This window comes from Prochlorococcus sp. MIT 0801 (assembly GCF_000757865.1).
Classification (GTDB): domain Bacteria; phylum Cyanobacteriota; class Cyanobacteriia; order PCC-6307; family Cyanobiaceae; genus Prochlorococcus_B.
The window spans coordinates 379,394-404,872 of sequence record NZ_CP007754.1 but is presented as its reverse complement, the minus strand read 5'-3'; the positions used below and the strand labels follow the sequence as shown (position 1 = coordinate 404,872).

Here is a 25,479-nt window from a genome sequence, read left to right as displayed (position 1 = left end):
TTCACAGAGCAGTAGCCACTGTCTCCCCCCAAGCTGGCTCTGGAGCAGGAGAGGTTTCCTTGGAAATCAAATCATTACCTTTATTACTCATACTTGAAGGAGAAGCTTCCTCTTGAAAAGAATTAGTTACTGTTACGCAAGAAGGTGCAAAAAGAAAAATACTCTCTCCGACTCTTTCTTGATGTCCATCGATAGCAAACGTTCCTCCTGCGACAAAATCAACTGCTCTTTGAGCCTGATCAGGCTCCATCATTGTGAGATTTAAGATAACTGTTTTACGCTCCCTCAAAGCTTGGATTACTCTTGGCATTTCATCAAAGCTTCGGGGTTCCATCAAACTAACTTCAGAATCATTTGTTGAGATTCCAGGCATACCAATAACGTTTGAGGAAGGGAAACCACCCCTTCCATCAAAAGGATTGGTCTGAGAGATGGTCGCCATTTCTGCACTTCCTTCTTTATTGCCTCTATTGAAATTCTCAAAGTCATCACTTGTTTCGTAATCGAGCTCATCAAAATCACTATCTAAAAAGTCATCGCCAGCGACGACAGCACGAAGACGGGAAATAAGCGACACCAGTTAATCCTCTCGGGATGATTTGTTAAAAAGTTGGATAAGCCAACAGTCGATGCATCTTCAACAACATGAAGGATGAACCATATACTTAAATAACGTTCCTTAACTTATGGGGCAAGCTTTTTTATTGTTTTTTTCATATCTTCGACAATTTATCTATTGTGACGTTTACCAAACAAAAGAGATCCCAATCGAATCCAAGTAGCACCACCTTGAATAGCTTCTTGCCAATCATTGCTCATTCCCATTGAGCAATCCTTTAATCCCAAATGATTTGCAAAATTCCTACATTCGCAAAACAAATCTTTTCTTTGATAGGAATTAAGAACTATTGGTGGAATTGTCATTAATCCAATCAAATTAATATTCTTTAAAGAAATAATCTTAGACCAACTTTTCAAAAGATCTTCTTTTAAAAATCCACCCTTGTTGGGGTCATTTTTAAATTTTACTTGTAAAAATACATTCGGAGATTTTTGCTCTTCTTGTGAAATTCTTGAAATTCTTTCAAGCAAAGGCAATGAGTCAACAGAATGAATAAAGTCAAATGCTTTAATAACTCCTCTAACTTTATTTTTTTGCAATGTTCCAACAAAATGCCATCTCAGTTGCTTTAGATCACTTAGATAGATTTTTTTAGGGATAGCCTCTTGCAAACGACTTTCTCCAAAATCCAACTGTCCATAACCAGAAAGTTTACGTATCGATTCATGCTCATGCCCCTTGCTTACAGCAAGTAAATTTACCCCAAGGGGTAATGAGTCTTTAATTATCTTAAATTCATTAGAGCCAGTCAAAATCAAGTCAAATAGAGTTACATAAAAGTTTGATTAAATAGTTCTTGCCAAACGTCCATATCTGAGGATTTTTCTCGTCTACATTTAGCCATATGCATTTCCGAATAATGTCGAGCATCCATATATGGAATCACTTCAAAAGTTGCTCCCCGTGGTTGCAAAGTAACTAAAAAAAATATTTTCTGTGCATATAGCGTTGCATATACGTCTCTACCATTACTTGCTGGTGACACTAGATATAGCATGCCAAAAGTTGGATGATTTAGATAGCGCTCAGCGTTCAAATCTGATTTTTTTTAATTAAGACGTACCATACATACAACGCAAGCCAATAGCTATCAAAAGCAAAAAAATCGAACTTGTATTAACCCACAAATATTTAGGATTAAGCACAATGCTTGATCTTAGTTGTTCTGAAGATAGCCAAAGCCCCTGCCTTGACATTAAAGAATCAGCCCCTTGTTCTGCTCTAAGCAAGATATTTGATAAAAGTCTTTCACCTAAAGTCACAAATAAACCCAATGAACTTTTAAGTCCTAATTTTTTAAAATCAATTGCCCTCACTCCTATTGAGCGAAAGAGATTTTGGAGCTCTTCTTGAACTAAAGGTAAAAATCGTAAAGCTAAAAGCAGTTGAAAGGATAGCTTTTCTAAAGGAAATCCCAATAAAGTTAAAGGTGCAAAAAACCACCTTATTGACCATACAAGGTCTTCAGGAGGTGTTGTAATTAACATCAAATTCACACTGTGAATAACAGTAAAAATCAAGGTCGAAGTTTTAATACCTAACTCGGCAGAGCGGCGATCCACAATCAATGGTCCTAATGAAATCCCCCCGAAGTTAAATGGTCCCAATCTGAAAATCTCCCATGATCTAGTCAACACAATTGCACCAGGTATTTCATTAGATGCTCTTATAGGCAATTCAAAGGATGATTGACTAGCAGGTAAAACAATCGATAAGGATCCAATAATCAAAGAAAACGCCAATAAAAAGACTAGAGACCGCCACCAAATACGTGGAGGGAGGAAACTAAAAAATGTAATCAATAAAAGAACAAAAACTGTTGAAATTCTCCAAAGGGAATTAGCTAAAACCGGAGTCAACAAAAACAACAAGATCCAAGAGAGTTTAATCCGAGGATCAATATTCCGAAGCCAGCTAGATTTGCCAGAGACATATTGACCAATTGGAATCTTTTTTAGCCAATCCATAAATAATTACTAATTTCGGCCCCCTCTCTGTTGGCGTGCTAAATCTTTTTCGACATCGCGTTGCTGCTTCCCTCTCCAAAATAATTTTATAGGAGTCCCTTCAAAACCAAGACCCTCTCTAATTTGTCTCTCAACATATCTTCGATAAGTTTCCCCAAACAATTTTGGTTCATTCACGAAAAGAGTAAAACTTGGAGGATTAATAGCTACTTGAGTACCGTAATAAAGACGCCCTTGCTTCCCACCTCTTGTTGTAGGGGGACTTCTCCATTTTAATGCCTCAGTCAGCACCTCATTAACAACTGATGTAGTTACCCTTCTTCTACTCTGATCAACTGCCACAGTAGCTAATGCAAAAATGCCTTCTACTCTTTGTCCCGTAAGTGCTGATGTAAAGATCATCTCGGCCCAATCGAGAAAATATAATTTTGAACGAATGTCTTTTTCCATTGCAGACATTGTATGACTATCTTTTTCTACAGCATCCCATTTGTTAACAACTATCAAACAAGCTCTTCCTTCCTGCTCAATTCTACCTGCAAGCCTTTGATCTTGTTCTGTGACACCGTCCAAAGCATCTATAACCAACACACAGACATCACTTCTTTCTATCGCCTTAAAACTGCGATTAATACCGAAAAATTCTGGGCCATAATTAACACTTCTACGTCTACGTATTCCCGCCGTATCAACTAATTTCCATTCCTTACCTTGATGAGTAATTCGAGTATCAATCGTATCTCGAGTTGTACCCATAATAGAACTAACAATCGCCCTTGTTTCTCCACAAATAGAATTAAGAAGACTTGACTTGCCTACATTTGGTCTCCCAATAATTGCCAATTGAACAGGAGAATCACTAACTTTATCTAAATCTTTAGATGGAAACAAATTGACCACATGATCAAGCAGATCGCCTGTACCTACTCCATGTATAGCGGAGATCGGATAGGGCTCACCAAGACCAAGCTTCCAAAATTCAGCTGCCATTGATAACCCTTGTTCGGGAGATTCACATTTATTAACCACCACGACTGTTTTGCAGGAATGAGACCTTAAAAATTCCGCAATCGATTCATCAGCGGTAGTGATTCCCTCCTGGCCATCAACAATTACTAATGAGACTACGGCTTCTTCAAGCGCAAGATTAGCTTGCTCTCTAATTTCAGGAAGGAACTCACTATCGTCATCAAAAACAAGCCCTCCAGTATCCACAACTTTAAAATCTCTGTCCCTCCAGAATCCATCTTGATAAGTTCGATCTCTCGTTACCCCTGGCTCATCATGAACAATGGCTTCTCTACTCTGACATAAGCGATTCACCAATGTAGATTTCCCAACATTTGGGCGTCCAATTATTGCGACTATTGGTAAAGCCAAATTTCTCTACCTTTCATGAGATTATTGACCCTTTATAGGTCAAAATTAAGATTAATTCTTCATACTACAAGTATGAGCAAAGAGTTCTATTCCAAAATGAAATTTAGAAATCAAACTTCCATAAAAAGATTGACCAGAAAAGATAGGGATTCATCAACTACCAAACCATCTTTAGTAGCAATACTTCTGGTTTTCATAGCTTTTCTTCAAGTTCCAATTTCCTTAAAAGCATCAATAAGTATTTTTTGCTTATTTTCACAAATCAGCGAAACAAATACAACTTTGTCTTTTTGTAATGACTGAAATAAATATAATGTAACTCTAAAAATGAAAGAGTTATCTCCGATTTTTTTGCCAGGCAATGGGACTCCTAGATCTTTAGAGTGTCCGGTTATTCAGTCCCCACTTGCAGGAGTAAGCGATCAAATATTCAGGAACTTTGTTCGTAGATGGGCCCCAAAAGCTTTACTTTTTACCGAAATGGTAAATGCTAAAAGTCTTGAATTAGGTCATGGGGAAGAGAAAGTAATTGAGCTTTCAGAGGAAAATGGTCCAATTGGTGTTCAACTTTTTGACCACAGGCCAGATTCAATGATAGATGCTGCTATCAAAGCCGAATCATCTGGTGCATTTCTTATAGATATCAATATGGGTTGTCCTGTAAAAAAAATTGCCCGAAAAGGAGGAGGAAGTGCTCTATTAAAAGAACCAGAGCTTGCTCAATTAATCGTCAAAAAAGTTTCAAAAGCAATATCAATTCCATTAACAGTAAAAATAAGGTTGGGTTGGTGTGAGACTACAAGTGATCCAGTATCTTTTGCTTTAGGGTTACAAGAGGCTGGAGCACAACTCATAACAGTTCATGGACGAACGAGAAGGCAAGGGTTTTCTGGTTTTGCAAACTGGGAAGCTATATCAAAAATAAAAAAGTCATTAGATATACCTGTAATAGCTAATGGTGATATTAAAAACTCTCAAGATGCTATTAAATGCCTAGAAATTACGAAAGCCGATGGGGTGATGATAGGAAGGGCAAGTATGGGCGCTCCATGGCTGGTTGGGCAAATTAATGAAGACATTAAAAACCAAAAAACTTTTAAACCACCTGACGCAAAGATGAAAGTGAGCTTATCTTTAGAGCACCTAAAATTACTCGTTTCAAAAAAAGGGAATCATGGACTTTTGATTGCTAGGAAACATATGAATTGGACTTGCAGAGGTTTTGAGGGTGCATCTACTCTTCGTCATAAATTAGTTAGAGCAAACACACCAAAAGACGCAATCAAACTACTCGAAGACAAACTGCTTAAATTCAACTAAGAAATTTCAGGGCATTGTCAAAGGCCAACTTTGTCGAATTAACAGTAAAGAAAAATATGGCCTTTTACCAGAGGATAAATCAGATGCTCTAAGGATTTGTTGATCTGAAGATCCTATTCTTTCAGCGAATATAGCCTTTTTTATTAAATCAAGTTCTTCAAGCAAAGGTTTGACCCATTGCCATTTTTTACCAAGCTTGAGTAACACAACTACCTTTTTTTTATGTGGTGCATCAGACAAAATAACCTTTAATTCTTCATATGATCCTGGAACTGGTAATACAAGTAATTGTTCCTCTTGAAAAGCAAGTGGTAATCTGCTTATCGCGGCAGCTGCAGAAAAAGATGTCACACCTGGAATTAAATTAACAATACATTTTGGATGATATTTTTCTAACTCCTTTAAAAGATAAGAGCCTGTCGAAAAAAGCGAGATATCTCCTTGAGCAAGGAAAACGACTCTTTCACCTTTCTCAACCATCTTCATTAATTCATTGCCAGCAACTCGCCAGGCACTTTTTAAAGTGTTCTGATCATCAACCATCGGAAAATGCAAAGGTAATTTTTTTTTATCTTTGGTTATCCATTTTGAAGCAATTTTTTCAGCAAGACTGTCTCCTTCTCTAGTAGAGACTGGATAAGAAACAACTGTTGATTCTTGAATGGCCTCAACTGCTGCCAAAGTTAACAAAGAGGGATCACCTGGTCCTACGCCAGCAATAGTCAAAGCTTTCATTTGATTGGGTAAACTTCTTCTCCTTAAAAGAGATAATTAGCTATGCATCCTTGGCTGATGATGCATTTCCAATAAAACATCAGATTCAACCTTAGCCAATTCTCCAAGCCTAGAAGTAAGCAGATTTCGATCAAAGCGTTCATCTGCTAACTTCCAATAAATTCCAAAATGCCTAGCCTCGCTTTTTAGTAAGTCCGCGTATAAATTACGAAGTTCTATATCAGGAGAATGAATAGACAATAATTTCATTCTTTCATGACTCCTTGCCTCAATAAGTCCTGCAACCAGAAAGCTATCCAACATACGAAATGGTTCATCTTTACAAATGTTTTTTGCCAGAGTCGCTCCATAGGGTGGTGAGGCTAATTTTTGAAGTTTTTTTCCACGCGCATTCAAAATAGACAAAACCATCTCAAAATGTTCAAGCTCCTCTCGAGCTAATGGGCTTAGGACCTCTGAAAGCCCAGGTTCACTAACATAACGAAACATAAGTTGTAGAGCTACTCCAGCAGCCTTTCTTTCACAATGTGCATGATCCAAAAGAATTTCCATTGGGTTAGAAATTGCAAGATCTATCCAATCTTCAGAAGTTTTATTTTTTAGCCAGCGAATCTTCGATTGCCCTGGAACTTGAGATTTTGAATTATTCATAATCTTTTTAGACTCGCTTTAAATAAGAAACTATCCCCTCTAGAGCAAGTTGATAACTATTTGCTCCAAAGCCACAAACCAAACCCAATGCTTTATCTGAAAGGAATGATTTATGGCGAAATTCTTCCCTAGAATAAATATTACTTAAATGTACTTCCACATAAGGAATAGCAACTCCTAATAAAGCATCTCTTAGAGCAATAGAAGTATGTGTATAAGCACCTGCATTAATCAATATTCCGTCAATAGAACCAACGCTCTTTTGAATGCAATCAATCATGTCGCCTTCTGAATTACTTTGAAAGAATTTGAGCTTTACATCAAGATCAATAGCTGAAGTTAATAGGTCTTCTTGAATGTCCTCTAAAGTTTGCGCGCCATATATGGATGGTTCTCTTTTTCCAACAAGATTCAAATTAGGGCCATTAATAAGTAAAAGATCCATCTTCCTTTCAAAGTAAATATCTTTCTTGATCGTATCGATTCCAACCACATAGGACCAACAAATTAGAGAAAAGTGGCGCCATTTACTGTTAATCTCATCAAGTGGATCGGGTCGGTGCCCGAGTGGTTAATGGGGGCGGACTGTAAATCCGCTGGCTACGCCTACGTTGGTTCAAATCCAACCCGGCCCATCATTTCCACAAGCCCTTGTAGCTCAGCGGTAGAGCACTCCCTTGGTAAGGGAGAGGTCTCGGGTTCAAGTCCCGACGAGGGCATCGTCGGAAGCTGAGCCAAGTCAAGCGATCTAAGGCACTAAGATCGCAAATCTTAGAAGGTGGGCGTCCAATTTCGGGTCCACTTTTGATGTTTTTTGACCATTTGTTTGGGTTGCATCTGACCTGATGCAACCCAAATAAAGGCAACGATTAGAAGAAGTGGAAGTGACTGGCAAGAACTGATTCGGAAGAATAAATATCAAGGCCAAACATCCAAAAACTATAGCTCTAGGGCCGGTGCAAAACTATTGGCAAATGCTGTTTAAAGTTCCCTCCAGGCACCCTCAAAACTTGATCTAAAACCACCTTAAATCTTCCTAGAAGCAATTGATCTGTATATCCAAGGACTTTTGCAAGATCACCGCAGCGGTAGCAACGAGAAATACCCACTAAAAGTAATAGCCAAAAGTTGGATGGGAGGAATTCTCATTGAGGATATGTCATCAGACATTTTGCTCTCTCGTGAGACGAACTATTGACCAAGGTCAAACCGAGCAAGCATTAGGGAACTCAAAATTCTTAGAGTTTTATTGGATCGGGCGAGAGATGAGCTGAGCTGAGCTGCCAATTGAACTCAAATCCCGCAAGGGAATTGAAAGTCAGAGAAGTCAGTAATGCCCGATCTCCTTTCATCACACCACCCCAGAAAAAGAAATTAAAAGAGATAAAAACCAATAAAAAAGCCTCTTCTGTAATGACAGAGAAGAGGTCTTTTTTGATTAGATCTTAAGAATCAGAATTAAACTATTCCTGGAATGATCCAGCCTGTTATTCCGTAGTTAATCACAGCTGCAAAGAAGCCCATCATCGCAAGGCGGCCATTCATTTGCTCGGCTGTTTTCCAGTAGTTAGTTTCTTTGTTCATTAAACGAAACCTGGAATGATTTGACCTGTTGTTAAATATGCTCCAACAAGGGCTAAACAGCCAATCGATGCAGCTAAGCCATTAAGTCTTTCTGCAATCACCTTGCCATCTTCTACTCTTGGAGTTTCAGTAATTTGATTTTTCATTAAACGAAACCTGGGATAATTTGTCCTGTTGTTGCGTAAGCACCAACTAAAGCAATGCATCCAAACAATGCTGCATAGCCATTAAGTCTTTCTGCAGTTACCTTTTCAGGATCAATGTTTCTGCCGCTGCTGTTGTTTTGAGTAGTCATTAAACAACACCTGGGATAAGTTGACCGGTTGTTAGGTAGATACCTGTTAGTAGAACGAATGCCATCATGGCTGGTCTGCCGATGCTTCTTTCTAGGATTGTTTTGTTAGATGGTTGCATTGTTATTAGTAGTTATTGGTTTAGAAAATTCCAGGAATGATTTGACCTGTTGTGAAGTATGAAACCAAAAGACTGACCATTCCGATCATTGCCCAACGGCCATTTGTCTTTTCTGCTTCTTCTGGATAGCTGGTGTAGTCCTCTACAAGCTGTGGCTGTGTTTCACGGCCAAAGATGTTTTGCTTGCCGTACTCAGTGATTACCTGAGAAGAAGATGAACTTGTCATTACTGAAATTGCGTTGATGTGAATAAATGTAAAGTATTTACTTTGTAGAGCAAAGATACGGTCGGGTACGGCTTCTTCTAATAATCAATAACAACAAGTCTCAAAGACTAATGACAACAACTAATTAGAGAGATATTTATCCAATGATTAGATCTATTGATGACTCTAATAAGTATAAATAGCCCAAACACGAGTGAGTTTACCCAACCTTGATATTTTGCTTAGAAGCTATATTTCACAAGTTAATACACTCAATGCAAGTCATTTTTCATGAGTTCCGAACCTGATAATTTACAAATACTTATCAGTAAGTACAGAACTATGGACATATATGAATTAGAAGCAAATATCGATAATTGGGATAACGAGAATGATTGCCAAAGCCTTGTTATCGCAAAAAAAGAACTGGTAATTAAATACAAAGAGAGACAAGAACAAATAGAACTTTTAACTAAATCTCTCACTTCTTCTTCACGAGCTGGGAGATGGATTTCTAGTGTTAAAGCCGTTATTAAACAGCTTCTAAAATTCAAGAAATAAAAGCTACATCATTTTTAGGAGTTGTTGTATTTAATTATTCCCACGTTGAGAGATCCGTAGTTCCTTGTGATCTTTGCATCCATGCAATATTCCATATGCCATCAATTTTCTTGAAAATCAATGAATAGGTAGATAAATCATTATTCAGGTCACCTTTGTAGCTAAACGCTTCTTTCAGGGTAAATGCAGCAAAGCCCCAATCAGAATTAGTCTCTAGCCGATGAATCTTGACTAATTCGGAGAGTTTAATAACCAAATCATCACTGTCATACATTCCTGCAAGACCCTGCGCGGTTATGGGGTTACCACTTGGTCTGATTGCCAAGAAATCATTTGTGGTATTAGCTGGTAAAAATGTTTTGTTTTGAGCCATGTCTGCAAAACCTTGTATAAGAGCTTCTATCTGCTGTGAATCAGAAGACAATTTTCTAAAATGTATATTCTTAGAGCATCTCACAATTTAGTTAATTAGGATGTTTAATTTGATGTATTTGAACAGATAGGAAGTGAAATCAAGAGTGGGTAAAACGCACAAAAAAAATAGACGAGCGACAGATCAAAGCACTCCCTAAAAAAAATTTGGCAAGTCGTCACATCGGATATATATTCGATTGGCGTCAAGCAAAGATGCCAAGCTGCGTGGAAAGAAATCGGGTCGGTGCCCGAGTGGTTAATGGGGGCGGACTGTAAATCCGCTGGCTACGCCTACGTTGGTTCAAATCCAACCCGGCCCATCTTTCAACAAGCCCTTGTAGCTCAACGGTAGAGCACTCCCTTGAGAAGGTAGTGCTCTACTATCGGTTTCAAATCCCGTCGAGGGCACGAAGACCCTCTACCAAAGAACTATCAGAACGAATCTAGAGACCTCATGGGGTCTTTTTTTTATACCAATGCATTGCTATCGCTGAAAAATCGCAGAAATGAGCAATCAAGAACTATCAGCATATCCAAAAATAGAAAATAAATATTCTCGATTTTTTTGATGAGAATGTTCTCCATTTTGTTCTTTATTTTTAGATGTTGGAACGTAAATAATGGTCAGATGGATACTTTAAAGATGTTCATGAAATACTTTGGGTTTAAGCAGCATCAACACAAGCATTAATACTTTTCAATTATCACAGGTCATAAGAATTTAAAAAGTTTTGCTTTAGCAAGGACAATAAGCTTTATGTAACAAGCTGAACTCCGAGAATGCAAAATTTGACTTAAATTATAAATGTAGTTAAAACTACCAAAAACGTTCAACTCATCAAATGATGAGCCGCAGTTTGACTCAAGCCAAGGAACGGGGACTTGAGCATATTTCGGAGAAAGAAAAATGTCTTTAACCTACAGAGGTCTTAAGTACAACCAGCAAAAAGCAGCTATCGAAAAACAGCAAGTACAACTTACTTATCGAGGTAAGTCTTACCAAAGCTAGTAGCAAAAACCATATGCTCCAAAGCCCCTTAAGGGGCTTTTTTTTAACTAATAAATTACTTAATAATATTTGATCTTTTTTGTAGATATATATTTATGATTGCCAAGATAAATATTATTAAAAAAGATGTTATGAATAGAAAAAGGTAATTTCCAGAAATTATATTTAATTCTCCATTTAATATTTTTTGTAAGAAATTTTTCAATCCAATATCTTTGATTTTTCTTGCGGCAAAACCACTGGCTAAAAAAGGTGAATCTGAGATTATTATGCTAAAAATCAAAGCAGGCATAAACCTTTTCCATGTTATTTTTGTCAGTCCTATGGCATAACAAACAAAATCAAAGAAACCAGACATTAGTAGAGCTGTCATAAGGAAATAATTATTTTCTAGATAATCTTGACTAATGCTTTCAACTCTTCGCATTTGTCTTGAACCAAGTAATCTACTAATATATTTTCTTCCCAATTTTCTCGCCAGTAAAAATGATACTGAACAAGAGAAAAAATCTGCAAAAAATATAATAACTAGCCCCTGTGTAAAACCAAACTGAAAGCCAGCAGCAGCGGAAAATATTGTTCCAGGTAAAACTGGTATTATGATACTAATGGATCTTAATACAAATAACAAGAATATTAAGATTAAGCTAAAAAAGTTATTCGCATTTAAACCACTAACACTATCATAAAAAAAATCAGTAATGATATTAACATCCAAGTAAAAAAAAGTAATACTTAAAATAACAACGAAGAAAATTATTATTAAATAATTAAAATATTTACTAATAATAAACTTTTTAGTCATAAAATATTTTTCAATCAGGAACGAAGTCTTATCTTAAGTTTATAGTAATGAAATTATTAAATAATCGCTATAACAAACACTAATTATGTTCAAACTTTAGACTGCAAGTTGTATTAGCTTCTGTTAAAGGCATTTCTCCAGAGTTCCATTTCTCGTATACACATGCATAAAAAGGTTCATTTAGACTACTCAAATCATTTTTTTGATCTATTAATTCTCTTAGATATTTAGCTTTTGCTCTGAGATATTCTTTTTTATATAACCAGTACATCACTTCGGCAACACCTATAAAAGCCAAAGAGAATACAAAAATAATTAATAAATGATTAATCAATCTTACATTTACAGGGATTAATATATTAGGCCCGATATACAAAAAAAGTAACTCGTAAATAATACTCAAAGCCCTTTTTCTTCTTGTTTACTAAGAATAGCGATTGTTCTCTTTGAAAGTTTTCAGTATTAGTCTTATCAATCATCAAAAAAAGTACTGAGTCTCTTCAAAAAATAAAAGTCAAAGGCTAAGTTAAAATGCTCATAGAACTACCTCGTTAGACCTTAGCCTCAACTTATGATTTATTTTGTTAGAAGGGTTGAAAATCGTAATTAACAATGTCATTAGAAAATTTCGTACTTAATCAATTACAAGATCTAGTTCTATCTGGCAAAACTAGAAATGAGAAATGGAGAAGAGCACAGCTTAACTCTTTATCAAATTTATTAGAAAATCATCAACAAGACATTTTAAATGCTCTAAGGCAAGATTTAGGAAAACCAGCCACAGAGGCGTTCTTCGAGATTATTGCTGTCAAACAAGAGATAAAACTGGCACAGAAAAATTTATCTAGTTGGATGAAGACAAGGCAAATCAATGTGCCTGTCTCTCTTAAACCAGCTCAAGCATTGGTCCAGCCAGATCCGTTGGGCTGTATTTTAATAATTGGTCCGTGGAATTATCCTTTTTCGCTTACTCTTCAACCACTAGTAGGAGCATTAGCTGCTGGGAACACTGCTGTTTTAAAGCCATCAGAGCATGCACCTAACGTGTCAACTCTGATAAAAAAACTTATAGAAGAATATTTCCCCCCAGAGATCGCGCAAGTTATTGAAGGAGATGGAAACATTGCGGCTGATTTAATGAGTCGAAAATTTGATCACGTCTTTTTCACAGGTGGAGAAAATATAGGAAAAAAAGTAATGGAAGCCGCATCAAGAAACCTCACTCCAGTAACTTTAGAACTTGGAGGCAAAAGCCCAGCTGTTGTTATCGATGGTGCAAATCTAGAGGTAACGGCAAAGAGAGTTATATGGGGAAAAAGTCTAAACGCTGGTCAAACATGTATTGCTCCGGATCATTTACTTGTTGAGCATAAACTTTTTGATTCATTAATTTCTAATTTAATAAATTCGATTAATGATTTTTACGGAAATTCGCCTTTAGATTCAAAACATCTGGGGTGCATTATTAATGAAAAACAATTTAATAGACTTAATAATTTACTAAATCAGGCTAAAAAGAATCACCAGATAATCTATGGAGGAGATAGCAATGAAAAAGAGAAAAGAATTAGCCCTACACTCATCAAAATCGAGAATCGGAATGATCCACTTATGAAGGAAGAACTCTTTGGCCCATTGCTACCTATTTTGAGTATTAAAAATCTCGATCAAGCAATCTCAGATTTCAAGTTATTGCCTAAACCCCTTGCTCTATATCTTTTTGGAGGAAGTGAGAAGGAACAAGGGAAAGTACTATCAATGACCTCTTCAGGAGGTGTTTGTTTTAATGATGTTGTTTTACAGGCAGGTATACCTGAACTGCCATTTGGAGGTGTAGGAACAAGTGGTATGGGAAAATACCACGGTAAAGCAGGTTTTGATAACTTTACTCATTACAAATCAGTCCTAAAAAGACCTTTTTGGCTAGATCTAAACTTCAGATACCCTCCATACAAGTTAGATTTATCTTTACTTAATAAATTAATAGGTTAAAGTAAATTCAATATCTATAAGATAGATTATCAATTTAGTATAGAGATGTTCAAAAGTATAAAAATAACTATCATTTTATATTACATCAATAGTATTATATTACTCTTATCAATATTTACTTTAAAAGTTAATTCAGAGACAAAGATTATCGCAAAAAGTGGTGATACCCTTTTCAAAATATCCAAAGAATATGGAGTCACCTTAAAAGAACTAATGTATAAGAATAATTTCAATGATGCGACAAAAATAATAGAAGGAGAAGTTATAATTATACCTCATAAAGAGATTGATAAATACAAAAACAATGAATATGTTACTTATAAAGTAAGCAAAGGGGATACTCTTTACAAGATTGCAAGAGATTACAACGTAAGCCTAAATGATATTATTTCCATGAATAATCTAAAAAATGATTCTTATCTTAAGCTTAATCAGATTATCTTCTTACCAAAGGGAACTACATATAAGAAAGTAGTCGATAGAGAAAATATTAAATTAGCAAGTAAAAAAGTTTTTTATCATCAAACGTCCAATAAAGATGATCTTTCAACTATCGCATATATTCACAAAATCCCAATTGAACAAGTTAAGACTTTAAATAAATTAAATTATCCTATCAAAATCAAACCTAATTTCAAATTGAAATTAAGAACACCTAAACCTTCAAAATGGATAAAATATGGATCTTTAATTATCAATTGGTCAGATTGGACATATTTTGATGGCAACTATATTGCTCAATCAAAAACAAAAAAAAATAAAGCTTTCTATTTAGCTCTTAATTGCACAAAGAGAGCTCTAAACAATACATTAAATAATTCTTACTGGACAAACTGGTATTTCCCTGAAACTGATTTTGAATTTAAATTAATTAGTGATTTTTGTGATCAGGATTTTAAATTATAAATTATTAATTATTAATTGATTTCAAGAGGTGGAGGTTCCAATCTTTCAGAGTCTTCTTCAACAAGTTGTAATCTCAACCTTTTCCCTCCTGAAAGTTCTCCAAGAGAAACTCTTATTGTTGAACCAGTGAGTGTTTGAAGTGTGTCTAAAAGCTCTCTTAAATATGGCGTGCTACTACCAGACTCAACCCATAGTCTCTCTTGCAAGCCTTCTAATCTTTTCCAAGCAGAATGGAATTTCAAAATAGAACTCTCTATAGTTTTTGCTTGTCCAAAAGCATCTGAAAGCAATCCTAAAGAATCCAACCTGAGAGCTTCTTGAGTAGCTTTATCTAAATTTAAATTCTTATTTTGAAAAGCTCTTAACGCTAAAGAAGCATCTAAAGACTTACCCATCCATTTAGCTGTATTCGTCATATCTTTTACTGAATCTATTTCAGGATTTTCTCTTAAAGTTTCGCAGATTTCTTCCTGCTGAATAGGCGACAACTTGGATAATTCTCTTACTAATGGCGCCACAAACTTTGCTGGTAATAAATTTGATTGCGTTTTTTCTTTAATTTCATCAGGCAAAAGAGTGCTGGTTGCAGCCATGAATTGGTCAGTTAAGCTTTTTACTTGTCTTCTTGTTATGTCCCTCCCTTCATTAGCAGCCTCAGAAATCATATGTTGAATCTCAGGCTCAGCTTGTGCTGTTTCTATAAAAGCTCTTTTAGAAAAATTATTTACACTAGATTCTTCAAGTATTCCATCGACTACAAGATTATCGGAGGAATCAGCTAGTTGGATAAGGGAATAGGCTTTGCTTTTACTAATTTCCATCTCCCTAAGCCATTGCAAAAAGCCTGAACCTCTGCCATCCCCACCTCTCTTTTCTCTATCTCTAACAACACGTAAAATTCTTCCTCGCCAAATTTCGGTTTGCAAATCAAACTGCTCACATATTGACCATGCATTCTCTAATCTCTTGATGAAATCAATATTACTCAAGTCATCTTGATCAGGATCAGGCAAATCAAAGCTAAGAGAAGATGGGTCTAAAGATGGCTGTGGTATCACAAAAAATAAAATCTTTAAAGGTTTAACATTTCGAAGCTAATTGAAAATTCGCCCGGAAATCAATATGGATTATTTATGTCTAATGTAAAAAATCTTTTAAAAGGGATTTGATTTTTTAAAATACTAGCGACAGTCTGTGACACATCTACAAATATAACCTGTTCTGTTAGATAATAATAATAAGAAATTTAGGTAAATCAGATGAGCTTTGCAAGAAAGGATAAGGTTCGCATCTTGCGTCAAGAATCTTACTGGTTCAATCAAATTGGAGAAATTGTCTCTATAGATAAATCTCCATCAATGAGATACCCAGTAACTGTCAAATTTGATAAATGTGATTTCAAAGCTTTTAGCGGTGTTGATGGTGGAGCCAATACCAGTCAATTTTCAGCCAAGGAATTAGAAGCTGCCGTACTTTAGCAGTATTATACTTTGTGCCAGAATTACCTGAAGTTGAGACAGTTAGAAAGGGACTTGAGAAACTTCTAAATGATTTTTATATTGAGAGAATAGAAGTATTAAAAGAACGTTCAATAGCAAGTAATGGTGGATCAAAAAGTTTCATAAATAATGTTAAACATAGTTATCTAGGTCATTGGGAAAGAAGAGGTAAATATTTAATAGGATCCCTCCTTACAAAAGAAAAAATTAGCAAAGGTTTTTTAGTTGTTCACTTAAGAATGACAGGCCAATTTAAAATACTTGAGAAAGAAGTTTTAGCATGCAGCCATACTAGAGTGAGATTTTTGGAGGAGAGAGGAAGAGAACTCCGTTTTATAGACATTAGGAATTTCGGACAAATGTGGCACGTGCCCTCAACAAAATCAGTTTCAGAGATAGTTTCTGGAATTAAAAGATTAGGCCCAGAGCCATTTAGTACTGATTTTAATAGTCATTATTTGGAAGAATATTTGAAAAAAAAAACTCGCTCAATTAAATCTGCTTTATTAGATCAAGAAACTGTTGCTGGGGTTGGAAATATATATGCAGATGAAACATTATTTGATGCTGGGATTAATCCAAAAACAGAAAGTAGAAATTTAAAAAGTAATGAATTAAAAAGGCTATGCAATAGTCTGGTCAAAATCTTAAATATAAGTATTGGGGAAGGGGGCACAACTTTTAGTGACTTTAGAAATTTAGAGGGGGTCGATGGAAATTATGGCGGACAAGCTTGGGTGTATAGAAGAAGTGGAAAAAATTGTAAAAAATGTGGAACAAAGATATTGCGGGAAAAAATCTGTGGAAGAAGCACACACTGGTGTCCTACTTGCCAAAAATAATTTTTAATTAAAAAAGGGTCCCGAAAGACCCTTTTTTAAAAAATTTTTACCTGGCATTGAGCTATTTTCTCAGGGGGCAACCCCCCAAATATCGTCGCCGCTGATGCGTTTCACAACCGAGTTCGAGATGGATCGGAGTGGTTCCACATCGCCATGAACACCAGGATAGTGTTATTAGTGAACCCTGAAGACTGCATAGAAATTATTAAAGAATAACAAGAAAAAATAAAGCAAAAATTCGAATAATAGCAAAAGAAGGTCAAGCCCTCGATCTATTAGTACTCCTCCGCTGCATCTGTTACCAGACTTCCACGTAGAGCCTATCAACGGGTGTTCTTCCCGTGATCTTACTGGTTTAAACCATGGGAATACTCATCTTGAGGTGGGCTTCCCACTTAGATGCTTTCAGCGGTTATCCACTCCGCACATGGCTACCCAGCGTTTACCGTTGGCACGATAACTGGTACACCAGAGGTGCGTTCCTCCCGGTCCTCTCGTACTAGGGAGAAATCCTCTCAATATTCCTGCGCATACACCGGATATGGACCGAACTGTCTCACGACGTTCTGAACCCAGCTCGCGTACCGCTTTAATGGGCGAACAGCCCAACCCTTGGGACCGACTTCAGCCCCAGGTTGCGATGAGCCGACATCGAGGTGCCAAACCTCCCCGTCGATGTGAACTCTTGGGGGAGATCAGCCTGTTATCCCTAGAGTAACTTTTATCCGTTGAGCGACGGCCCTTCCACTCGGAACCGTCGGATCACTAAAACCGACTTTCGTCCCTGTTCGACTTGTAGGTCTCACAGTCAAGCTTCCTTCTGCTTTTGCACTCGACGACTGATTTCCAACCAGCCTGAGGAAACCTTTGTGCGCCTCCGTTACCTTTTAGGAGGCGACCGCCCCAGTCAAACTGCCCAGCAGATACTGTCCGTTTCCCGGATAACGGGTAAACGTTAGATCTCTAGCTCTGAAAGAGTGGTATCTCACCATTGACTCAGTAACACCCAAAAGCATTACTTCAAAGTCTCCCACCTATCCTGCGCATTCAGAGCCCGAGAACAATACCAACCTGCAGTAAAGCTTCATAGGGTCTTTCTGTCCTGGTGTATGTAGTCCGCATCTTCACAGACAATTCTATTTCGCCGAGCCTCTCTCCGAGACAGCGCCCAGATCGTTACACCTTTCGTGCGGGTCGGAACTTACCCGACAAGGAATTTCGCTACCTTAGGACCGTTATAGTTACGGCCGCCGTTCACCGGGGCTTCAGTCACTAGCTTCGCTTACGCTAACCAGCTTCCTTAACCTTCCGGCACTGGGCAGGTGTCAGCCCCCATACATCGTCTTGCGACTTAGCGGAGACCTGTGTTTTTGGTAAACAGTCGCCTGGGCCTCTTCACTGCGACCAGCTCGCGCTGGCATCCCTTCTCCCGAAGTTACGGGACCATTTTGCCGAGTTCCTTAGAGAGAGTTATCTCGCGCCCCTCGGTATTCTCTACCACCCCACCTGTGTCGGTTTCGGGTACTGGCAATTATGCCTTAGCGGGTATAGGGATTTTCTTGGAAGCATGACGTCACCAACTTCGCTGCCGTAGCAGCTCGTACTCACGCCTCAGCTCAGAACGTTTTCTCCGTTCCTCAAAGCCTTGAACGCTTGAACCAGTAACCAACATCTGGATTGGCTAGCCTTCTCCGTCCCCCTTCCCAAAACATAACTGGTACAGGAATATTGACCTGTTATCCATCGACTACGCCTTTCGGCCTGACCTTAGGACCAGACTAACCCTCCGCGGACGAGCCTGCCGGAGGAACCCTTAGGGTTTCGGGGCATGGGATTCTCACCCATGTTTTCGCTACTCAAGCCGACATTCTCACTTCTATGAAGTCCACGCCCGCTTACGCTAACGCTTCACCCCACATAGAACGCTCCCCTACCATTTATAAATAAATCCGCAGCTTCGGTACAACACTTAGCCCCGTTCATTTTCGGCGCAGGATCGCTCGACCAGTGGGCTATTACGCACTCCTTTGAGGATGGCTGCTTCTAAGCAAACCTCCTGGTTGTCTGGGCAATCCCACCTCCTTTATCACTTAGTGTTGATTTTGGGACCTTAGCTGGCGGTCTGGGCTGTTTCCCTTTCGACTATGGAGCTTATCCCCCACAGTCTGACTGCCTAGTTACACACAGGGTATTCAGAGTTCATCACGATTTGGTACCGCTCTCGCAGCCCGCACCGAAATGGTCGCTTTACCCCCCTGCTGGAGCACTAGACGCTACGCCTCAACGTATTTCGGGGAGAACCAGCTAGCTCCTGGTTCGATTGGCATTTCACCCCTAACCACAGCTCATCCGGTGACTTTTCAACGTCAGTCGGTTGGGACCTCCACTTGGTATCACCCAAGCTTCATCCTGGCCATGGTTAGATCACCAGGGTTCGGGTCTATAAACACTGACAAAACGCCCTATTCAGACTCGCTTTCGCTGTGGCTCCACCATTCTCGGTTTAACCCGCCAGTGCCTATAAGTCGCCGGCTCATTCTTCAACAGGCACACGGTCACCCGATAAGTCGGGCTCCCATTGCTTGTAGGCTCATGGTTTCATGTTCTATTTCACTCCCCTCCCGGGGTTCTTTTCACCTTTCCCTCACGGTACTGTTTCACTATCGGTCACACAGGAGTACTTAGCCTTACGAGGTGGTCCTCGCAGATTCACACGGAATTCCACGTGCTCCGTGCTACTCGGGATACAGATAGGCTAACTCTCCTTTCGATTACGGGGCTTTCACCCTCTGTGGCGCGCCATTCAAACGCTTCTTCTAGGTTTGTTAGTCCACGTTTCTGTCCCACAACCCCGATAGTCGAAACTATCGGTTTGGGCTATTCCCCGTTCGCTCGCCGCTACTTAGGGAGTCGTTATTTACTTTCCTTTCCTCCAGCTACTAAGATGTTTCAGTTCGCTGGGTTGGCTCGTGCCAGCCTATGTATTCAGCTGGCCGTTCTAAGGGTTGCCCCATTCGGAAATTCCCGGATCAAAGCGTGTATCCAGCTCCCCGAGACATATCGCAGGTAACCACGTCCTTCATCGCCTCTGTGTGCCAAGGTATCCGCCATGAGCCCTTTGTAGCTTGACCTTAAATACAATCACAAAATTAATTGTGCTTGGCTTTTACTCAAGAATTAAACATGAATTCTGTTAATAAAGAATTTAGTTTTAAGGCTAAATTGCAAAAACAGAATTATGCATCCATGAGATGCTTTATTCTTTCTAATCTATGCAGTTTTCAAGGTTCTACTGAATTCTCATGGATTAAACCATGGGAGCCCAGCATGTTATCAACTATGTAAAAGATGATAAGAAGCTAGGTTCTTTCAATAGACAATTCTAAGTCACATCTACAAATTTTTCTCCAGATTTTAGTTATCAGGATAGTTTTCAGTGGAGGTAAGCGGACTCGAACCGCTGACATCCTGCTTGCAAAGCAGGCGCTCTACCAACTGAGCTATACCCCCAACAACGAATGGGCCATCCTGGACTTGAACCAGGGACCTCACCCTTATCAGGGGTGCGCTCTAACCACCTGAGCTAATGGCCCAGGAGAAACCTTTGTTGGGTGTGACCTAGACAAGTTTAGGAACTGAAATAAAAGAATTAATATAAAATAATTCTAAAATCTGAGGTACCGATCGACCTTAAGGTGACAGGATTGCGGCCTAAGAATAAAAAACTTAGACATCACAATCAATATATTGTCTCCCTGTTAGGAGGTGATCCAGCCGCACCTTCCGGTACGGCTACCTTGTTACGACTTCACCCCAGTCATCAGCCCCACCTTCGGCGTCCTTCTCCACAAGGGTTAAAGTAACGACTTCGGGCGTGGCCAACTTCCATGGTGTGACGGGCGGTGTGTACAAGGCCCGGGAACGTATTCACCGCAGTATGCTGACCTGCGATTACTAGCGATTCCTACTTCACGTAGGCGAGTTGCAGCCTACGATCTGAACTGAGCCACGGTTTATGGGATTTGCTAGCTCTCGCGAGTTTGCTGCCCTTTGTCCGTAGCATTGTAGTACGTGTGTAGCCCAGGACGTAAGGGGCATGATGACTTGACGTCATCCACACCTTCCTCCGGTTTATCACCGGCGGTCTTTCTAGAGTGCCCAACTAAATGCTGGCAACTAAAAACGTGGGTTGCGCTCGTTGCGGGACTTAACCCAACATCTCACGACACGAGCTGACGACAGCCATGCACCACCTGTCACTGCGTTCCCGAAGGCACCCTCTAATTTCTTAAAGGTTCGCAGGATGTCAAGCCCTGGTAAGGTTCTTCGCGTTGCATCGAATTAAACCACATACTCCACCGCTTGTGCGGGCCCCCGTCAATTCCTTTGAGTTTCACACTTGCGTGCGTACTCCCCAGGCGGAACACTTAACGCGTTAGCTACGACACCGAAGGGGTCGATTCCCCCGACACCTAGTGTTCATCGTTTACGGCCAGGACTACAGGGGTATCTAATCCCTTTCGCTCCCCTGGCTTTCGTCCATGAGCGTCAGTAATGGCCCAGCAGAGCGCCTTCGCCACTGGTGTTCTTCCCGATATCTACGCATTTCACCGCTACACCGGGAATTCCCTCTGCCCCTACCATACTCAAGCCAATCAGTTTCCACTGCCATGATGGAGTTAAGCTCCACGCTTTAACAGCAGACTTGAAGGGCCGCCTGCGGACGCTTTACGCCCAATAATTCCGGATAACGCTTGCCACTCCCGTATTACCGCGGCTGCTGGCACGGAATTAGCCGTGGCTTATTCCTCAAGTACCGTCATATCTTCTTCCTTGAGAAAAGAGGTTTACAGCCCAGAGGCCTTCGTCCCTCACGCGGCGTTGCTCCGTCAGGCTTTCGCCCATTGCGGAAAATTCCCCACTGCTGCCTCCCGTAGGAGTCTGGGCCGTGTCTCAGTCCCAGTGTGGCTGATCATCCTCTCAGACCAGCTACTGATCGATGCCTTGGTGAGCCATTACCTCACCAACAAGCTAATCAGACGCGGGCTCATCCTCAGGCGAAATTCATTTCACCTCTCGGCATATGGGGTATTAGCGGTCGTTTCCAACCGTTATCCCCCTCCTGAGGGCAGATTCCCACGCGTTACTCACCCGTCCGCCACTAACCCGAAGGTTCGTTCGACTTGCATGTGTTAAGCACGCCGCCAGCGTTCATCCTGAGCCAGGATCAAACTCTCCGTTGTAGTCAGGCCCTATTGTAAAAAATAATTTCTACTCAGTCTGATTTGCTTCTCCCACTTGTAACAGCACTGGCGTACTGATTGTGATTGTTGCCACCTTAGTTTTAATAAGGGTTCTAAAGAGTGCACTTAGTTTTATCTTCGTGACTTTCCCGGATCTCAGATCCGTCGTTGCTCTAACTGTGTAACACCAAATATCAAAATAGAGCCGTGAAACTCCAATTCGAAATAGTGACAAAATCATGCAACTAATTTCTTTTTGACGGGACCTCACACCTTTATCGCAATACATCCGATTCACTAATGAACCAGACGCGATAAAAGCGTCAGTTCCTAAACTTTTAAGTTGTCTAGGTGCAATGTTTTCGACTTAAAAAGCCAAGAACATTTTCGATCTTGCGACCGTTTTTTAGCTTACATCACAGAAGGGTTTAGTCTTCGAATGTTGTAAAACTCCCACTTAACTAAAAAACTTTCGTAATTTTCGCTAACTGAGTGCGCTCTAGATTAACTTTTGCGCAGAAGAATATTCTAGACCCTCGAAGTACTTACTTGCAACAAAGTTGCAAATGAAATGTTTTACCTCTTACTATCAATATTAAAGGAGTAAGCCATAACTAGCTTTTAGCGATGGCAACAGATTATTTTAATGCCCGCACGTTTTAGCCAACAGCACCAAAGGGTCCGTCCCAACTCGAATGAAGACAAAGTTGTTGCCAGAGCTAAAGAACATTTTGAAAAAACTCTGATTGAAATTTCTGGAAGTATTGCAGGAAGTGTCGCAGCATTAGAGCATCCAACAAAGAATGATGCTCTCAATTACGGAGAAATTTTTTTAAGGGACAACGTTCCTGTAATGATTTATCTCTTAACTCAAAAAAGATATGACATAGTCAAGAAATTCTTGACAGTAAGTCTTGATTTGCAAAGTACCACTTATCAAACTCGAGGGGTTTTCCCAACAAGTTTTGTTGAAGAAAAAGGAAAATTAATAGCTGATTATGGTCAGAGATCTATTGGAAGAATCACCTCTGCTGATGCAAGTTTATGGTGGCCAATACTTTGTTGGCTGTATGTGAGAAAAAGTGGTGATCAGAGTTTTGGGACGAGTCAACAGGTTCAAAGAGGTGTGCAACTTCTTCTTGATTTAGTTTTGCATCCAACTTTTGAGGGAAATCCCGTTTTGTTCGTACCAGATTGTTCTTTTATGATAGATCGACCCATGGATGTTTGGGGAGCTCCTCTTGAGGTAGAGGTTTTATTGCATGCATGCTTAAAAAGCTGCATTCAACTAATGGAACTAAGCAGAAAACATCAAAAAAGTCGATTGCTTGATCAGAGGCTTGTTTTAACTCGTCAGTGGGTGCATGATCTTCGACAATTTCTTTTGAAACACTATTGGGTCACAAGCAAAACGATGCAAGTTCTTAGAAGAAGGCCTACAGAGCAATATGGTGAAGATCAACATCAAAATGAATTCAATGTCCAACCCCAAGTAGTACCTTCATGGCTTCAGGATTGGCTTGAGAACAGAGGTGGATACCTTATTGGAAATATAAGGACTGGTAGGCCAGATTTTCGTTTTTACAGTTTGGGTAATTCATTAGCATGCATGTTTGGAGTATTGACAGCACCGCAACAGAGAGCATTATTTCGTCTAGTTCTACATAATCGTGAACACCTCATGGCACAAATGCCAATGAGGATATGTCATCCTCCAATGGATGTTGAAGAATGGCAAAACAAAACAGGTTCAGACCCAAAAAACTGGCCATGGAGCTATCACAATGGGGGGCATTGGCCTAGTCTTTTATGGTTTTTTGGTGCTTCTATACTGCTACATGCAAAACGTTATCCAAAAGCTGATGTTTTACTCATGGGACAAATGAGGGCTCTTATTGAAGAATGTTATTGGAGTCAATTGAATCAACTTCCAAGACAGAAATGGGCAGAATATTTTGATGGGCCAACTGGCACATGGGTAGGACAACAATCTAGGACTTATCAAACTTGGACAATTGTTGGATTTTTATTAATGCATCATTTGTTAAGAGCTGAGCCTGATGATGTATTGATGTTGGACTTAGAGGAAAGTTTCTAAAACAAACCTAAAGTCAGAGATTTATCAATTGGTAAGCATGCTCCTATACCTAAATACATTGTCAAAACAGTTCCAAATAAAAATAATGTCATGGCTACTGGTCTTCTAAAAGGATTAGCAAATTTATTTATGTTTTCGATAAAAGGAAGAATCATTAAACCCAGAGGTATCAGTGTCTGCAGAGCAATACCGAGCAACTTATTAGGTACAACTCTTAAAATTTGAAAAACAGGATATAAATACCATTCAGGGAGAATCTCTAATGGAGTTGCGAAGGGATTTGCTTTATCTCCAAGGAATGCAGGATCTAAAACTGCTAAACCGACAACACATGCAATCGTCCCAAGAATAACCACCGGAAAAATATACAAAAGATCATTTGGCCATGCTGGTTCTCCGTAATAATTATGACCCATTCCTTTAGCAAGTTTTGCTCTTAATTTTGTATCGGTTAAATCAGGTTTCTTAAGAGTAGACATGGTTTAAGGGTGGTTTAAAAAAATTAGAGGTTATTTGAATTAATGATTTTAAATGTCTTTAATTATAACGGACCAGAGATTCCTTGTTTTCTAATCATTAGAAAATGCATCAACATAAATACAGCTAATAGCCATGGCATCACAAAAGTATGAAGACTATAAAACCTTGTCAAAGTTGACTGTCCAACGCTCTCACCACCTCTAAGAAGTTCAACCATAAAGTCACCAATAACTGGAATAGCTGCAGGGACTCCAGAAACAATTTTAACTGCCCAATAACCAACTTGATCCCAAGGCAATGAATACCCTGTAACTCCAAAAGCAACAGTTATTACTGCCATAACCACTCCGGTTATCCACGTCAATTCTCTAGGTCTTTTAAATCCACCAGTCAAATAAACTCGAAAAACATGCAAAATAAGCATGAGTACCATCATTGAGGCACTCCATCTATGGACTGATCTAATCAACCAACCAAAACTCACATCTGTCATCAGATAACTTACTGAGCTATAAGCTTCAGTTACTGTAGGTTTGTAGTAAAAGGTCATCGCGAATCCAGTCGCGAATTGAATCAAAAAACAAACCAGTGTTATGCCACCAAGACAATAAAAAATGTTGACATGTGGTGGAACGTATTTTGAAGTGACATCATCAGCTATGTCCTGTATCTCAAGACGTTCCTGGAACCAGTCATAAACCGGTGAAGATTTCGCCATCCACTTATGCACTGTACTTTCAAATATCTTACT

General features: G+C 39.2%; 30 protein-coding genes, 5 tRNA genes and 3 rRNA genes. 13 read left to right on the top strand and 25 right to left on the bottom strand.

Annotated features, from left to right (window positions below):
• Nucleotide 1 precedes the first annotated feature (1 nt).
• From EW15_RS02160 to der, 5 genes are all read right to left on the bottom strand, one after another.
• On the bottom strand, nucleotides 2-577 hold the full coding sequence (locus tag EW15_RS02160; protein ID WP_038651360.1) for a cell division protein SepF: 576 nt from the start codon (nucleotides 575-577) through the stop codon (nucleotides 2-4).
• 152 nt (nucleotides 578-729) lie between these two features.
• Nucleotides 730-1,380, bottom strand: a complete 651-nt coding sequence (locus EW15_RS02155; protein WP_038651357.1) for a YggS family pyridoxal phosphate-dependent enzyme — start codon at nucleotides 1,378-1,380, stop codon at nucleotides 730-732.
• 11 nt (nucleotides 1,381-1,391) lie between these two features.
• Complete coding sequence (locus EW15_RS02150) at nucleotides 1,392-1,658, bottom strand: PipX family protein (protein WP_011294361.1); 267 nt, start codon at nucleotides 1,656-1,658, stop codon at nucleotides 1,392-1,394.
• 16 nt (nucleotides 1,659-1,674) lie between these two features.
• A complete protein-coding gene (locus EW15_RS02145) occupies nucleotides 1,675-2,589 on the bottom strand; it encodes an energy-coupling factor transporter transmembrane protein EcfT (protein ID WP_038651354.1) in 915 nt (304 codons plus the stop codon).
• Nucleotides 2,590-2,598: 9 nt separating this feature from the next.
• A complete protein-coding gene (gene der / locus EW15_RS02140) occupies nucleotides 2,599-3,969 on the bottom strand; it encodes a ribosome biogenesis GTPase Der (RefSeq protein WP_038651351.1) in 1,371 nt (456 codons plus the stop codon).
• Between the two features lie 96 nt (nucleotides 3,970-4,065).
• On the opposite strand from der, the gene EW15_RS02135 reads away from it, so the two are divergent.
• A complete protein-coding gene (locus EW15_RS02135) occupies nucleotides 4,066-4,272 on the top strand; it encodes a hypothetical protein (RefSeq protein ID WP_225866585.1) in 207 nt (68 codons plus the stop codon).
• Nucleotides 4,273-4,296: 24 nt separating this feature from the next.
• The gene (gene dusB / locus EW15_RS02130; protein ID WP_038651348.1) at nucleotides 4,297-5,289 is read left to right on the top strand and encodes a tRNA dihydrouridine synthase DusB; all 993 of its coding nucleotides are present in this window, start codon (nucleotides 4,297-4,299) and stop codon (nucleotides 5,287-5,289) included.
• Between the two features lie 6 nt (nucleotides 5,290-5,295).
• Here the strand turns inward: dusB and cobI are convergent, their stop codons facing one another.
• From cobI to aroQ, 3 genes are read right to left on the bottom strand one after another with little or no spacing between them, the layout of a single operon-like run.
• Nucleotides 5,296-6,024: a precorrin-2 C(20)-methyltransferase gene (gene cobI / locus EW15_RS02125; protein WP_038651345.1), complete on the bottom strand. Its 729-nt coding sequence runs from the start codon at nucleotides 6,022-6,024 to the stop codon at nucleotides 5,296-5,298.
• Between the two features lie 36 nt (nucleotides 6,025-6,060).
• Nucleotides 6,061-6,675: a tRNA-(ms[2]io[6]A)-hydroxylase gene (locus EW15_RS02120; RefSeq protein ID WP_038651342.1), complete on the bottom strand. Its 615-nt coding sequence runs from the start codon at nucleotides 6,673-6,675 to the stop codon at nucleotides 6,061-6,063.
• Nucleotides 6,676-6,682: 7 nt separating this feature from the next.
• Nucleotides 6,683-7,120, bottom strand: a complete 438-nt coding sequence (aroQ, locus tag EW15_RS02115; RefSeq protein WP_038655010.1) for a type II 3-dehydroquinate dehydratase — start codon at nucleotides 7,118-7,120, stop codon at nucleotides 6,683-6,685.
• 108 nt (nucleotides 7,121-7,228) lie between these two features.
• On the opposite strand from aroQ, the gene EW15_RS02110 reads away from it, so the two are divergent.
• Nucleotides 7,229-7,310 (top strand) — tRNA-Tyr (locus tag EW15_RS02110).
• 12 nt (nucleotides 7,311-7,322) lie between these two features.
• Nucleotides 7,323-7,394, top strand: a tRNA-Thr gene (locus EW15_RS02105).
• 228 nt (nucleotides 7,395-7,622) lie between these two features.
• Here EW15_RS02105 and EW15_RS10740 read toward each other — a convergent pair.
• From EW15_RS10740 to EW15_RS10430, 6 genes are all read right to left on the bottom strand, one after another.
• Nucleotides 7,623-7,784 carry a hypothetical protein gene (locus EW15_RS10740; RefSeq protein WP_156095710.1) on the bottom strand — a complete coding sequence of 54 codons (162 nt, stop codon included), beginning with the start codon at nucleotides 7,782-7,784 and terminating at the stop codon, nucleotides 7,623-7,625.
• Nucleotides 7,785-8,133: 349 nt separating this feature from the next.
• A complete protein-coding gene (locus tag EW15_RS02100) occupies nucleotides 8,134-8,259 on the bottom strand; it encodes a chlorophyll a/b-binding protein (RefSeq protein ID WP_011294605.1) in 126 nt (41 codons plus the stop codon).
• Nucleotides 8,259-8,405, bottom strand: coding sequence for a high light inducible protein (locus EW15_RS02095; RefSeq protein ID WP_038651339.1), 147 nt, complete (start codon nucleotides 8,403-8,405; stop codon nucleotides 8,259-8,261). Before EW15_RS02095 ends, EW15_RS02100 begins: the two co-directional genes overlap by 1 nt.
• Nucleotides 8,405-8,554, bottom strand: coding sequence for a high light inducible protein (locus tag EW15_RS02090; RefSeq protein WP_038651336.1), 150 nt, complete (start codon nucleotides 8,552-8,554; stop codon nucleotides 8,405-8,407). The genes EW15_RS02095 and EW15_RS02090 overlap by 1 nt, the downstream gene beginning before the upstream one ends.
• Nucleotides 8,554-8,673 carry a high light inducible protein gene (locus tag EW15_RS02085; protein ID WP_011294968.1) on the bottom strand — a complete coding sequence of 40 codons (120 nt, stop codon included), beginning with the start codon at nucleotides 8,671-8,673 and terminating at the stop codon, nucleotides 8,554-8,556. The genes EW15_RS02090 and EW15_RS02085 overlap by 1 nt, the downstream gene beginning before the upstream one ends.
• A gap of 20 nt (nucleotides 8,674-8,693) precedes the next feature.
• The gene (locus EW15_RS10430) at nucleotides 8,694-8,900 is read right to left on the bottom strand and encodes a high light inducible protein (RefSeq protein ID WP_038651323.1); all 207 of its coding nucleotides are present in this window, start codon (nucleotides 8,898-8,900) and stop codon (nucleotides 8,694-8,696) included.
• Nucleotides 8,901-9,170: 270 nt separating this feature from the next.
• Between EW15_RS10430 and EW15_RS02075 the strand changes: the two genes are divergently transcribed.
• Nucleotides 9,171-9,440, top strand: a complete 270-nt coding sequence (locus tag EW15_RS02075; RefSeq protein WP_038651320.1) for a hypothetical protein — start codon at nucleotides 9,171-9,173, stop codon at nucleotides 9,438-9,440.
• Nucleotides 9,441-9,474: 34 nt separating this feature from the next.
• Here EW15_RS02075 and EW15_RS02070 read toward each other — a convergent pair whose 3' ends face one another.
• Nucleotides 9,475-9,864, bottom strand: coding sequence for a DUF3804 family protein (locus EW15_RS02070; RefSeq protein ID WP_038651317.1), 390 nt, complete (start codon nucleotides 9,862-9,864; stop codon nucleotides 9,475-9,477).
• 228 nt (nucleotides 9,865-10,092) lie between these two features.
• Here EW15_RS02070 and EW15_RS02065 point away from each other — a divergent pair.
• A tRNA-Tyr gene (locus EW15_RS02065) sits at nucleotides 10,093-10,174 on the top strand.
• Nucleotides 10,175-10,761: 587 nt separating this feature from the next.
• Nucleotides 10,762-10,863: a DUF4278 domain-containing protein gene (locus EW15_RS11660; RefSeq protein ID WP_071841026.1), complete on the top strand. Its 102-nt coding sequence runs from the start codon at nucleotides 10,762-10,764 to the stop codon at nucleotides 10,861-10,863.
• A gap of 55 nt (nucleotides 10,864-10,918) precedes the next feature.
• Here EW15_RS11660 and EW15_RS02055 read toward each other — a convergent pair whose 3' ends face one another.
• Entirely contained in the window at nucleotides 10,919-11,668 is a 750-nt protein-coding gene (locus EW15_RS02055) for a TVP38/TMEM64 family protein (protein WP_038651314.1), read from the bottom strand.
• Nucleotides 11,669-11,747: 79 nt separating this feature from the next.
• Nucleotides 11,748-12,044, bottom strand: a complete 297-nt coding sequence (locus EW15_RS02050) for a hypothetical protein (RefSeq protein ID WP_225866584.1) — start codon at nucleotides 12,042-12,044, stop codon at nucleotides 11,748-11,750.
• 236 nt (nucleotides 12,045-12,280) lie between these two features.
• Between EW15_RS02050 and EW15_RS02045 the strand changes: the two genes are divergently transcribed.
• Both EW15_RS02045 and EW15_RS02040 read left to right on the top strand, forming a co-directional pair.
• On the top strand, nucleotides 12,281-13,660 hold the full coding sequence (locus tag EW15_RS02045) for an aldehyde dehydrogenase family protein (protein ID WP_038651310.1): 1,380 nt from the start codon (nucleotides 12,281-12,283) through the stop codon (nucleotides 13,658-13,660).
• 45 nt (nucleotides 13,661-13,705) lie between these two features.
• Entirely contained in the window at nucleotides 13,706-14,566 is an 861-nt protein-coding gene (locus EW15_RS02040; RefSeq protein WP_038651308.1) for a LysM domain-containing protein, read from the top strand.
• An 11-nt stretch (nucleotides 14,567-14,577) separates the two neighbouring features.
• Here the strand turns inward: EW15_RS02040 and EW15_RS02035 are convergent, their stop codons facing one another.
• Nucleotides 14,578-15,624, bottom strand: coding sequence for a hypothetical protein (locus EW15_RS02035; RefSeq protein ID WP_038651306.1), 1,047 nt, complete (start codon nucleotides 15,622-15,624; stop codon nucleotides 14,578-14,580).
• Between the two features lie 201 nt (nucleotides 15,625-15,825).
• Here EW15_RS02035 and EW15_RS02030 point away from each other — a divergent pair, with 201 nt between their 5' ends.
• Together EW15_RS02030 and EW15_RS02025 are read left to right on the top strand one after the other, a co-directional pair.
• The gene (locus EW15_RS02030) at nucleotides 15,826-16,044 is read left to right on the top strand and encodes a photosystem I reaction center subunit IV (RefSeq protein WP_038651304.1); all 219 of its coding nucleotides are present in this window, start codon (nucleotides 15,826-15,828) and stop codon (nucleotides 16,042-16,044) included.
• A gap of 14 nt (nucleotides 16,045-16,058) precedes the next feature.
• Nucleotides 16,059-16,907, top strand: a complete 849-nt coding sequence (locus EW15_RS02025) for a DNA-formamidopyrimidine glycosylase (protein WP_038651302.1) — start codon at nucleotides 16,059-16,061, stop codon at nucleotides 16,905-16,907.
• Between the two features lie 48 nt (nucleotides 16,908-16,955).
• On the opposite strand, the gene rrf is transcribed toward EW15_RS02025, so the two are convergent.
• Nucleotides 16,956-17,072 (bottom strand): 5S ribosomal RNA (gene rrf / locus EW15_RS02020).
• A gap of 90 nt (nucleotides 17,073-17,162) precedes the next feature.
• Nucleotides 17,163-20,038: ribosomal RNA gene (locus EW15_RS02015) — 23S ribosomal RNA — on the bottom strand.
• Between the two features lie 52 nt (nucleotides 20,039-20,090).
• Here EW15_RS02015 and EW15_RS11425 point away from each other — a divergent pair.
• The gene (locus EW15_RS11425; protein ID WP_225866583.1) at nucleotides 20,091-20,252 is read left to right on the top strand and encodes a hypothetical protein; all 162 of its coding nucleotides are present in this window, start codon (nucleotides 20,091-20,093) and stop codon (nucleotides 20,250-20,252) included.
• A 92-nt stretch (nucleotides 20,253-20,344) separates the two neighbouring features.
• Here EW15_RS11425 and EW15_RS02010 read toward each other — a convergent pair.
• The 3 genes from EW15_RS02010 to EW15_RS02000 form a co-directional block, all read right to left on the bottom strand.
• Nucleotides 20,345-20,417: transfer RNA gene (locus EW15_RS02010), tRNA-Ala, on the bottom strand.
• Between the two features lie 9 nt (nucleotides 20,418-20,426).
• Nucleotides 20,427-20,500, bottom strand: a tRNA-Ile gene (locus tag EW15_RS02005).
• A 165-nt stretch (nucleotides 20,501-20,665) separates the two neighbouring features.
• Nucleotides 20,666-22,150: ribosomal RNA gene (locus tag EW15_RS02000) — 16S ribosomal RNA — on the bottom strand.
• The 16S, 23S and 5S rRNA genes sit together here with 2 tRNA genes alongside, the layout of an rRNA operon.
• 646 nt (nucleotides 22,151-22,796) lie before the next feature.
• On the opposite strand from EW15_RS02000, the gene EW15_RS01990 reads away from it, so the two are divergent.
• On the top strand, nucleotides 22,797-24,248 hold the full coding sequence (locus EW15_RS01990) for a glycoside hydrolase 100 family protein (RefSeq protein ID WP_038651296.1): 1,452 nt from the start codon (nucleotides 22,797-22,799) through the stop codon (nucleotides 24,246-24,248).
• On the opposite strand, the gene petD is transcribed toward EW15_RS01990, so the two are convergent.
• Together petD and petB are read right to left on the bottom strand one after the other, a co-directional pair.
• A complete protein-coding gene (petD, locus tag EW15_RS01985; protein ID WP_038651293.1) occupies nucleotides 24,245-24,727 on the bottom strand; it encodes a cytochrome b6-f complex subunit IV in 483 nt (160 codons plus the stop codon). The two genes, EW15_RS01990 and petD, sit on opposite strands and share 4 nt — an antisense overlap.
• A 62-nt stretch (nucleotides 24,728-24,789) precedes the next feature.
• On the bottom strand, nucleotides 24,790-25,446 hold the full coding sequence (gene petB / locus EW15_RS01980) for a cytochrome b6 (protein WP_038655007.1): 657 nt from the start codon (nucleotides 25,444-25,446) through the stop codon (nucleotides 24,790-24,792).
• Between the last annotated feature and the right edge of the window lie 33 nt (nucleotides 25,447-25,479).